General features: G+C 65.5%; 5 protein-coding genes. 2 read left to right on the top strand and 3 right to left on the bottom strand.

The window, feature by feature from the left end:
• Both ACIPIA_RS07995 and glgB read right to left on the bottom strand, forming a co-directional pair.
• A partial coding sequence (locus tag ACIPIA_RS07995; protein WP_400508337.1) for a hypothetical protein occupies positions 1 to 204 on the bottom strand: 204 nt, incomplete at its 3' end.
• Entirely contained in the window at positions 201 to 2,411 is a 2,211-nt protein-coding gene (gene glgB / locus ACIPIA_RS07990) for a 1,4-alpha-glucan branching protein GlgB (protein WP_400508336.1), read from the bottom strand. The genes glgB and ACIPIA_RS07995, both read right to left, overlap by 4 nt.
• Positions 2,412 to 2,599: 188 nt before the next feature.
• On the opposite strand from glgB, the gene ACIPIA_RS07985 reads away from it, so the two are divergent.
• Complete coding sequence (locus ACIPIA_RS07985) at positions 2,600 to 2,863, top strand: DUF2934 domain-containing protein (protein WP_400508334.1); 264 nt, start codon at positions 2,600 to 2,602, stop codon at positions 2,861 to 2,863.
• A gap of 53 nt (positions 2,864 to 2,916) precedes the next feature.
• Here ACIPIA_RS07985 and glgA read toward each other — a convergent pair whose 3' ends face one another.
• Positions 2,917 to 4,449, bottom strand: a complete 1,533-nt coding sequence (glgA, locus tag ACIPIA_RS07980; protein ID WP_400508339.1) for a glycogen synthase GlgA — start codon at positions 4,447 to 4,449, stop codon at positions 2,917 to 2,919.
• A gap of 217 nt (positions 4,450 to 4,666) precedes the next feature.
• Here glgA and glgX point away from each other — a divergent pair, with 217 nt between their 5' ends.
• Positions 4,667 to 6,739, top strand: a complete 2,073-nt coding sequence (gene glgX, locus ACIPIA_RS07975) for a glycogen debranching protein GlgX (RefSeq protein ID WP_400508332.1) — start codon at positions 4,667 to 4,669, stop codon at positions 6,737 to 6,739.
• Positions 6,740 to 6,819 lie beyond the last annotated feature (80 nt).

Genomic DNA, 6,819 nt, shown 5'->3' with positions numbered 1-6,819 from the left:
GCGCGACGAGCCTGCGAGCGGAACCGCTTCCACCGCGGCAAGGGAATTGCGCACGCTCTCGTCCGTGTCGCCGGGCAGGCCGAGCGCGCGCAGGATCGCGCGCAGACTGTCGGGCGAGACCTGACGCAGCGTGCCGGTCTGGTCGGTCCATTCGGGGGCGATCCCGGCGCGGGTGGCGAGCTGGCGCAGCAGGTCATCGCTCATTCGGACGCCCCCGCATGCTCCAGCACGAGAAGCGCGAGCGGCGGCAGGGTCAGCGACATGGACTGCGCCTGCCCATGGGAGGCGACGGCTTCCGTCGCGGCTTGGCCGCCATTGCCGAGGCCCGAGCCACCATAGCTTTCCGCATCGCTGTTGAGACGTTCCACCCAGCGCCCTGCGGCTGCGACGCCGACGCGGTAGTCATGGCGCGGCACGGGCGTCATGTTGGCGACCACCACGAGCGGCGGCCTTCCATCGCCGGCCGAGCGGGTGAAGGCGAAGACGGCATTGGCCTGGTCATCCGCGATCATCCAGCCGAAACCCTCACTGCTATGGTCGAGACGATGCAGACTGGAGTGACCGCGATAAAACGCATTGAGGTCGCGCACCAATCGCATTGTCCCGCGTCGGCGGCCGTCATCATCCGAAGGCCAGGGGAACGGCGCATCGACATTCCATTCCTCCTCCTGGCCGAACTCGCAGCCCATGAAGAGCAGCTTCTTGCCGGGATGCGTCCACATCAAGGAGAGGCACAGCCGCAGGTTAGCGAAACGCTGCCAGTCGTCGCCGGGCATGCGGGAGAGGAGCGAGCCTTTGCCGTGGACCACTTCGTCATGCGAGATCGGCAGCACAAAGTTCTCGGAGAAGGCGTAGATCAAGCCGAAGGTGACGTCGTCGCCGTGATAGCCGCGATGGATCGGATCCCGCGCGAAATAGCGCAGGGTGTCGTGCATCCAGCCCATGTTCCATTTGAAATGGAAGCCGAGCCCGCCATGGTGGACTGGCGCGGTGACGCCCGGCCAGGCCGTCGATTCCTCGGCGATGGTGATGGCGCCGCGCCCGCGGGCGCCGACCAGGGTGTTGAGCTCCTGGAAGAAGGAGATCGCCTCGAAATTCTCGCGCCCGCCGAGATGGTTCGGCACCCATTCGCCGGGCTCGCGGCTGTAGTCGCGATAGAGCATGGACGCGACCGCGTCGACGCGCAGGCCGTCGAGATGGAAGGTCTCAAGCCACCAGAGCGCCGAGGCGATCAGGAAGCCGCGGACCTCGCGCCGGCCGACATTGTAGATCAGCGTATTCCAATCGCGGTGGAAGCCCTGGCGCGGGTCTTCATGCTCGTAGAGCGCGGTGCCGTCGAAGCGCGCGAGCCCGTGCTCGTCTGCGGGGAAATGGGCAGGCACCCAGTCCAGGATCACGCCGATACCGGCCGCATGGCAGCGATCCACGAATCTGGCGAAGGCCTCAGGCGGGCCCAGTCTTGCCGTGGGCGCGAAGAGGCCGAGCGGCTGATAGCCCCATGAGCCTCCGAAGGGATGCTCTGTGATCGGCAAGAGCTCGACATGGCTGAAGCCCATATGCTCAAGATAGGGGATCAGCCTGTCGCAGGCCTCGTCCCAACTGCCCATCCGGCCCCATTCGGTCCTGAGCCAGGAGCCGACATGAACCTCATAGATGGCGAGTGGCTCCGCTATCGGGTTCGCATGCTCGCGCCTTTCCAGCCACGCGGCATCGCTCCAGCTGAAATCCGGCGCAGCGGCGACGATGGAGCCGGTCCGTGGCGGCTCCTCGTGCAGGCGTCCGAGCGGATCGGCCTTCCAAGGCAGCTTTTCGCCATTCTGTGCGGTGATCGCATATTTATAGACGGCGCCCGGGCCGATGCCGGGAATGAACAGCTCCCAGATGCCGGGCCCGAGCCGGCGGCGCATCGGGTGGCGGCGGGCATCCCAGCTGTTGAAATCGCCTACGACCGCGACCTGCGCGGCATTCGGTGCCCAGACGGCGAAGAGCACGCCCTCGACGCCGTCGAAAGACCACGGATTGGCGCCGAGCCGTGTCGAGAGGTCGAAATGGCGCCCCTCAGCAAAGAGATAGATATCGTCCTCCGACAGTGACAGGCCGAAGGCGTAGGGATCGGCCGCCTCGACGATGCCGTCCGGCCAGGAAATGCGCAGCCGGTAGGAGCCTTCCGTCGGGGAGGATACCTGGAAGACGCCGTCACCTTGTGTGATCATCGGCACCGCGCTGCGTTCCTCGCCTTCTCCGGTGACGAGTTCGGCGTAGTTGCAGCCGGGCAGGAAAGCCCGCACGAAGCTGCCACCGGTGAAGGCGTGGCGACCCAGGATGGCGAAGGGGTCGGGATGGCGCCCTTCCTCCAGCAACACCCGATCGTGTTGAGCCAGGGCGGGCAGAGACGGTGCAGACTGGCGCATAAACGGGCTTATCCGAAAGACGAGAGGTGTTCCGCCCGGGAGGTGGAATCGGCGATGATGCAACGCAGCAGAACAGTTCTCCGTTCCGCAACCACACCCTCGCCGAAAGGCGGGGGCGGTCGGCGGAACCAACCACTCCTGCTGCCGTTCATCCACCGCGTTTCAGCCGCCTTTCCAGGAGACAGATGATGAGCCGGGAACAGATCGTCCGCGATACCGCCTATGCGATCTGGGAGGCCGAGGGTAAGCCCGAAGGCCGTGATGCCGAACACTGGCGACTGGCCGAAGAGCGGGTCGCTGCGTGCACCGGGCAACCCGCCAAGGCGGCGAAGCCGACCAAGGGCAAGATATCCGCGACCGCGAACGACCAGCCGAAAGCAACCGCCCCGGCTAAGAAGGCTGCGACCGGCAATGCGGGCGCCACCAAATCCGCGCCGAAGGCTAAGCGTTGAGCTCAGCATCGGCGACCACGCCGGACAAGCCGCGTATCGCCTGAGCGCCATAATCAGGCGACGAGGGCCCGAGCGTAGACATCCGCATAGCGGAAGCTCGGGCGGCGCCAGTCGAAGCGCTTGGCCATGGCGTGATCCCGCATCTGCCGGAAGGCGCGCTTCGAGCGGAAGGCTTCCAGGGCTCGGGCCACCGCCCCGGTCAAGCCCGCTCCCGTGAGACTGGAGAACAGGAATCCGGACAATCCGTCCTCGATTGTATCGACAAGACCGCCGGTCCGGTAGGCGATCGGCAGGGCGCCGGAGCGCTGCGCATACATCTGGCTGAGGCCGCAGGGCTCGAAACGTGAGGGCATGAGCAGGAAATCGCTGGCGGCGAATAGGCGCCGCGCCTCGCCATCGTCGAAACCGATCCGCGCGGCGACGGCGCGCGGAAAGCGCTTTGCCAGCTTCTCGACGGCTTCCTCGATGCGCGGCTCGCCACGTCCGGTCACGACGAGCTGGCCGCCCTGGGCCACGATCGTTTCAGCCGCCTCCAGCGAAAGATCGATGCCCTTCTGATGGACCAGACGGGAGACGATCGAGAACAGCGGGCCGCGCGAGTCCGGCAGGTCGAAGGTCCGGCGGATTTCGGCAGCGTTGCGCCTCTTCCATTGCCGGATGATCTGGTCGCCGGTGCGGCCGCCATCGATTAGTGCGTTCCAGCTATCGTCGATGCCGTTGACGATCCCGGTCAGCCGGCCTTCGTGCATGCGCATCTTGAGAAGGCCGTCGAGGCCACAGCCATGTTCGGCGGTGGTGATCTCGTTGGCATAGGTCTCGCTCACGGTGGTGACATGCGAGCCGTAATAGATGCCGCTCTTCAGGAACGAGATCTTGCCGTGGAATTCAGCGCCGTTGATGTTGAAGGCGAGGTCCGGGATGCCCAGAAGGCGCATGCGCTGCGGGTGGTAGAGCCCCTGATAGGCCAGGTTGTGGATGGTCAGGATCGACGGGGTCGCGAGGCCCTTCCAGCGCATGTAGCCGGGTGCAAGGGCGGAGGGCCAGTCGTTCACATGGACGACATCGGGCTTCCAGTTCGGGTCGGCCTCGCCGGCGGCGATCTCCGCGGCGGCGAGCGATAGCCGTCCGAAGCGGATGTCGTTGTCGCCGAAATCGCCCCCGCCGAACGGGCCATAGGGCGAGCCATCACGGTCATAAAGCTCATCGCAGAGGACGGTATAGACGATCAGGCCGTCACTTGTGGTGAAGCGGCCGAGCGACCATGGCGGCAGGCCGGCGACGCGCGGCATCTGCCGGACGACATCCATCGCCGGTCTCGCCTTGCGGACCTGCCGGAAGCCGGGCAGCAGGACTCGCACCTCGCAGAACTTCCGCAATTGCCGGGGCAAAGCGGTCGAGACCTCGCCGAGACCACCGGCCTTGATGAAGTCGCCCATCTCGGAGGTGACGAAGAGCAATTTCGTGGTGGCTGCGATCGGAGAGGGGCGGTCGGCAATGTCGTCCTTGACGGCGGGCGCGTAATGCAATGCGTGGCCGGACGTCGCAGGCGCGCCTCCGATCTCGGCCAGCTTCAGCACATCTGTCATTGTCACGCCCTCGGCATCCGCGAAGCACAACAGGCCGCCGCGAGCCAGGTTCCGGCAGCGCGGCGAAATATTTACGCAAGAACGGGGCCAGCGATCCGGAACCGCTTTTGCACCACCACGTTGCTGCCATCGCGGCGAAGATGGGGAGCGCTCTGCGGCGATGATCCTCCCTTCTGCACGCTCGACGCGAAGGTGCTGTGACATGGCGGAGTGCGACATGACGGGTTTTGAGATCAGGCCCGGCCGGGCTTCCGAGCTCGGCGCCGTGTTCGATGGCGACGGGACCAACTTTGCCCTGTTCTCGGCCCATGCCGAACGCGTGGAACTCTGTCTTTTCGACGAGGCGGGGCAGACGGAAACCGCGCGCATCACGCTGCCGGAATACACCGACGAGGTCTTCCACGGTTACCTGCCGCGGGTGGGGCCGGGGCAGCGCTACGGCTACCGCGTCCATGGCCGCTTCGCACCGGAGGAAGGGCACCGCTTCAATCCGAACAAACTCCTACTCGATCCCTATGCGCGCGAGTTTTCCGGGTCCGTCGACTGGAATGAGGCGCATTACGGCTACGTGATCGATGCCGGGGAGGACCGCGATCTCAGCTTCAGCGAACGCGACAGCGCGCGCTACATGCCGAAATGCGTCGTAGTCGACTGGCAGGCCGATCCGCAGCGCCCGCCCGCGCCCGGCATCGGCTGGGACCTGACCGTCTTCTACGAGACCCATGTCCGCGGCTTCACGCAACTGCACCCGGCGGTGCCCGAGAAAAGCCGCGGTACCTTCGACGGCCTCGCCGAGTCCGCGGTGATCGACTACATCAAGAGCCTGGGCGTCACGACGGTCGAGTTCCTGCCGGTGCATGCTTATCTCGACGACCATCATCTCGTCGCCAAGGGCCTGTCCAACTACTGGGGCTATAACACGATCGGCTTTTTCGCGCCGATGCAGCGCTATCTCGGCCGGGCCGGCCTCTCCTCGTTCCGCGACATGGTCCGCCGCTTCCACGATGCCGGGCTCGAAGTGGTGCTGGACGTCGTCTACAACCACACGGCCGAGGGCAATGAGCTCGGCCCGACGCTGTCGTTCAAGGGTATCGACAACTTCTCCTATTACCGGACGATGCCGGGCGAGCCGCGTTACTACATCAACGACACCGGGACCGGGAACACAGTAAACACCTCCCATCCGCGCGTGCTGCAGATGGTGATGGATTCGCTGCGCTACTGGGTCGAGGTCATGGAGGTCGACGGCTTCCGCTTCGATCTCGGCACGATTCTCGGCCGCGAGCCGCATGGCTTCGATCCCCGCGGCGGCTTCTTCGACGCGATGGGGCAGGATCCTATTCTGCGCAAGGTCAAGCTCGTCGGCGAGCCATGGGATATCGGGCCGGGCGGCTATCAGGTCGGCGGCTTTCCGCCGGGCTGGGCCGAGTGGAACGACAAGTACCGCGACACCATCCGGGGCTACTGGAAAGGCGAGGAGGGGATCATCCGCGATCTCGCGGCGCGCATCACCGGTTCTGGCGACGTCTACGACCAGCGGGGCCGCCGGCCATGGGCCAGCGTCAACTTCATTACCGCTCATGACGGCTTCACGCTGGCGGACCTCGTCTCCTATAACGACAAGCACAACGAGGCGAATGGCGAGGACAACAAGGACGGCCACGGCCATAACCTGTCCTTCAATCATGGCGCCGAGGGGCCGACCGAGGAGGAAGGCATCATCGCGGTGCGCGAGCGCCAGAAGCGCAATCTGCTGGCAACGCTGCTCCTGTCCCACGGCACGCCGATGCTGCTCGCCGGCGACGAGCATGGCCATTCCAACCGGGGCAACAACAATGTCTACGCCCAGGACAACGACACGGCCTGGATGCGTTGGGACGAGATCACGCGGCGCGACGAGGCGCTCGCCGGCTTCGTCAGGCAGGTGATCGCTCTGCGAACCGAGCATCCGATCTTCCGGCGCGCATCGTTCCGGGACGGCTGCCTGCTGCGCTGGGTCAACCCTGCCGGCGGGGAGCAGCTCGAGGAACACTGGGACGATCCCGGAGTGCTGGCTATCGGCCTGCTGATGCATATGCCGGATGTCGAGGGAGGCGTCGACGAGGCCTTGATCCTGTTCAACGCCTTCGATGGCGAGGTCGTCTTCAAGGTCCCGCCGCGGGTGAAGACGGGTTCGTGGTCGGTCGTGCTGGATACGGAGACAGGGCCCAGCTCCGACGAGGGCCGAAAAGGGCTGAAGGCCGATCAGGAAATCTCGCTCTCACCGCGGTCGCTGATCGTGCTGATGTGATCAGCCTTTCCGCCACAGCGCGACGCTGCGGGTGGAAAGCACGGCCTTCGAAGCATCATCGGAGATGAACAGCCGCTCCC

It is taken from the genome of Allobosea sp. CER48 (assembly GCF_044752385.1).
Classification (GTDB): Bacteria; Pseudomonadota; Alphaproteobacteria; order Rhizobiales; family Beijerinckiaceae; genus Allobosea.
Note: the sequence above shows the minus strand (reverse complement) of the source record. Positions and strands in the feature narration are given on the sequence as shown.

Bases quoted from the DNA above. Each gene is read 5' to 3' on its own strand.
- ACIPIA_RS07985 (WP_400508334.1), top strand. From the start codon at position 2,600: ATGAGCCGGGAACAGATCGTCCGCGATACCGCCTATGCGATCTGGGAG.
- glgX (WP_400508332.1), top strand. From the start codon at position 4,667: ATGACGGGTTTTGAGATCAGGCCCGGCCGGGCTTCCGAGCTCGGCGCC.
- glgA (WP_400508339.1), bottom strand. From the start codon at position 4,449: ATGACAGATGTGCTGAAGCTGGCCGAGATCGGAGGCGCGCCTGCGACG.
- glgB (WP_400508336.1), bottom strand. From the start codon at position 2,411: ATGCGCCAGTCTGCACCGTCTCTGCCCGCCCTGGCTCAACACGATCGG.